At 29.8% G+C, this 3,368-nt stretch carries 6 protein-coding genes; all 6 read left to right on the forward strand.

From position 1 onward, the window contains the following. Positions 1-301 (forward strand): hypothetical protein (locus AB8B90_RS12990; protein ID WP_405337612.1); only part of this gene is annotated, 301 nt, incomplete at its 5' end. Between the two features lie 43 nt (positions 302-344). Continuing rightward, entirely contained in the window at positions 345-1,019 is a 675-nt protein-coding gene (locus AB8B90_RS12995) for a DUF6090 family protein (RefSeq protein ID WP_405337615.1), read from the forward strand. Beyond that, positions 1,019-1,756 carry a DUF6090 family protein gene (locus AB8B90_RS13000; RefSeq protein ID WP_405337618.1) on the forward strand — a complete coding sequence of 246 codons (738 nt, stop codon included), beginning with the start codon at positions 1,019-1,021 and terminating at the stop codon, positions 1,754-1,756. Before AB8B90_RS12995 ends, AB8B90_RS13000 begins: the two co-directional genes overlap by 1 nt. Positions 1,757-1,799: 43 nt before the next feature. Continuing rightward, entirely contained in the window at positions 1,800-2,459 is a 660-nt protein-coding gene (locus AB8B90_RS13005) for a DUF6090 family protein (protein ID WP_405337621.1), read from the forward strand. 59 nt (positions 2,460-2,518) lie between these two features. Next, on the forward strand, positions 2,519-3,178 hold the full coding sequence (locus tag AB8B90_RS13010; RefSeq protein ID WP_405337624.1) for a DUF6090 family protein: 660 nt from the start codon (positions 2,519-2,521) through the stop codon (positions 3,176-3,178). Continuing rightward, positions 3,171-3,368: DUF6090 family protein (locus AB8B90_RS13015; protein WP_405337627.1), on the forward strand; the 198-nt coding region annotated here is incomplete at its 3' end. The genes AB8B90_RS13010 and AB8B90_RS13015, both read left to right, overlap by 8 nt.

Genomic DNA, 3,368 nt, shown 5'->3' on the forward strand with positions numbered 1-3,368 from the left:
TATCGTGAATCTATTTGAAGACAACTATGTCCTTCTAGATAAGATTTTTGACATGGAGATACATATTAATGATATAACAAGACCTTATTACTTAAATAATTTTAGCGACATCAATTTTCTAAAAACTGCAACGCCAAATAATTATAAATCTGTTTGGTCTGACACATATTATCACAATATTGTGCATTACAGGATTATAAATTTAGAAAGTAATCATGTAGATGCTTATCAAAAAACAATTCCCAAAATAAAGGCATTAGTTACTGAAATAGAAAATTATTTAAAAGATTATAATGATTAAATTCTTCCGTCATATACGTCAATCACTCATAAACCAAAACAAAATGGGAAAATACTTTAAATACGCTATTGGCGAAATAGTACTAGTTGTTATAGGAATCCTGATTGCGCTGCAGATTAACAACTGGAATGAGGGTAGAAAAACAAAACTTCAGGCACAGAACTATAGAGAAACTATTGTGAATGATCTAGTTTTAGATACCGTATCGATAAACACCTTGATTAAAAATGTGAAATTTTACAAAAAAAACATCACTGATTATTTCAGCTATATTGATAGTTTAAAACCTTCTAGCTCTAACCTGCATAAGTTATCCGATAGTTTATCGAACGTCACGTTTTTTTATATGAAGTATTTTCCTGTTAATAATTCGTTTAAGCAAATGAGCACTAACGGAAATGGAGGTTTATTAACCAAAAAGCAACGTGATTTCTTGCAAGATTTATTATCAGAACAAGAGGAAATAGCCATTATTACGGAAAGTCAATTACAAATTGCTACAAAGAATAAAGACAAAAGTGATGAGCTTTCTGGTTTTCCGCATGATATTCATGAAAAACTCAACGCAACTCAACCAAAAGAGAAGGAAATTCAATCACTAATTCATATCAATTTATGGTTAAAATCTGTTGAGGAATTGTATGGATATCTTGAAGCACGTGGAAAAAAAATTAAGGAAATGATTAACGATAATATTGACTTATTTATTGCGAATTAATGATTAAATTCTTTAGACATATTCGTAAATCTTTATTAGAACAAAACAAAATGAGTAAATATTTTAAATATGCCATTGGCGAAATTATTTTGGTGGTAATTGGAATCTTAATTGCGCTTCAGATTAACAATTGGAATGAGAATAGAAAAAAAGACCAACTTAAACATGAGTATATCGCTTCTTTAAAAAACGATTATACAAAAGACACAATTCAAATCAATAATAAGCTGCGCTTAAATAAACAAGTTCAGAAAGATTTGGCAACTCTCAAAAATCGTTTTGCCGATGGTTCTTTTAAAACCTTGGAAGATTTTAAGAATTTATATAATAGGCCTAGAGGAATAATGAGGTTTACTAACACCTATAACACAAATAGTTTTAACTTATTAATTTCAAGTGGTAATATAGATTTATTGGATAAAGAGCTCAGAGAAGAAATTATGGAGCTCAATAGGCTTCAAAATTTTGTTGGTGTAGTGACCGTACACAATCGAGATTACTTCTTTAAGATTGTAGAAAATTTAGACATAAAATATCCATCTACTGCCAACCCTTTTAACACAAAAGTGAACAACGATTTGCTGTGGAAAGGCTTAAATGCAGACGCACTTCCCAGAGATTTGACTAAGTATTTAGGACAATTTGACTATACCATAAATAGATATGTTGAACTTACCGACGATATAATTTTACAAACCGAAAAGGTGTTACACCTTTTGAACCAAGCGGATGATTAAATTCTTTCGTCATATTCGTCGCTCACTCATAAATCAAAACAAAATGAGCAAATACTTTAAATACGCCTTTGGTGAAATTCTTTTAGTAATGATTGGTATTCTTCTGGCGTTGCAAGTAAATAACTGGAATGAAGATAAAAGTCAAAAAGATGAATTAAAAACCGCTCTAGCACAAATTTTGAATGATCTTAAACAGGATAAAGCTCAATTAACTGGATTTCAAAAGAGCGACACAAAGAGGTTCAATTATCTAACCAAGCTTTCAAATAAAGAATATAATACGGTAGGCCTGGATTCTGTTTTTTTAATTTTGGATAATTATTTCTATTTCTACAAAAGCAATAATTCTTATTCTGGTTTAAAAAGTAGTGGACTCTTTGCCTCCATGGATAATCATGAATTAAAAAATGATATTACAAGCTATTATGAACAAACATATGAACGACTTCGTGTATGTTCAGAGTATGGTGAAACTTTCACTAATGAAAATGTAATTCCTTTTATACTAAAAAGTATAGATTATAATCAATCTATGCTGGTAGATAAGAAAAAGATAAGAGATGAATTAAACAATCCAGTGCTTGTTAAATTAATTAAATACCAACGAAACGTAAAACTATTTGAGCTTAATCTTCTAGAATCTGCCATAGCAAAGAATGAAGGTTTGCAAAAAATAATTGAAATTCAAGTAAGAAAACTATAGATATAGATATGATTAAATTCTTTAGACATATACGTAGTTCACTAATCCAAGAAAACAAAATGGGAAAATACTTTAAATACGCTATTGGAGAGATATTACTTGTGGTTATAGGAATCTTGATTGCGCTACAAATAAATAATTGGAATGAAAACCTTAAAGCAAAAAATGCTGAAGCAAAACTAATCTCAGAATTGTTGGACGACGTTAAAAACGACTCAACATTTTATCATTCGAGGCATAAATTTTATACCAGTCAAGTAAAATCATACCAAACCCTAAAGGAGCTTTGTAGTGGACAAATTAAAGCCAGTGATTCTATTGTTTTTTATAATGAATCTATTCCACTTTCTACTGCTGCAAACGAGTCTATGGTTATAAATAACAAAAATGATTATAACAAGATTACAAACTCTAGTATAAAGCAAGCACTAAGAGATTATACATTGAGTTACAGCTATACTAATTTAGGGATTCAACATCATTCTGAACTTATTAAAGAAGAATTTGAACATCTTTCTAAATCCTATAATTTAATTTTGCCCTACTCTGCAGATAGCGTAAAACTTAATGTGTTTTCAACAATATGTGATAATCCAAAAATCGCTGGCACACTACATCTCTGCAGAGAATATTCAAAAGCCGCTGGGGATCAAACAGGCCGATTTATAAAGAGTAATCAGAACTTAATCAATGCCTGTAAATCCTATTTGAATGATTAAATTATTTAGAAAAATACGCTACAACCTTATGAGTGAAAACAAAACAGGTAAATATTTTAAATATGCTATTGGAGAAATCGTCCTTGTGGTAATAGGAATCCTGATTGCACTACAGATTAATAATTGGAATGAACAAAGAAAAACCAGAATTTCTGAAATTAGTTATATTCAATCTATCATAAATGATCTT

Source organism: Psychroserpens sp., assembly GCF_045105015.1.
In the GTDB taxonomy this organism is placed as follows: Bacteria; Bacteroidota; Bacteroidia; order Flavobacteriales; family Flavobacteriaceae; genus Psychroserpens.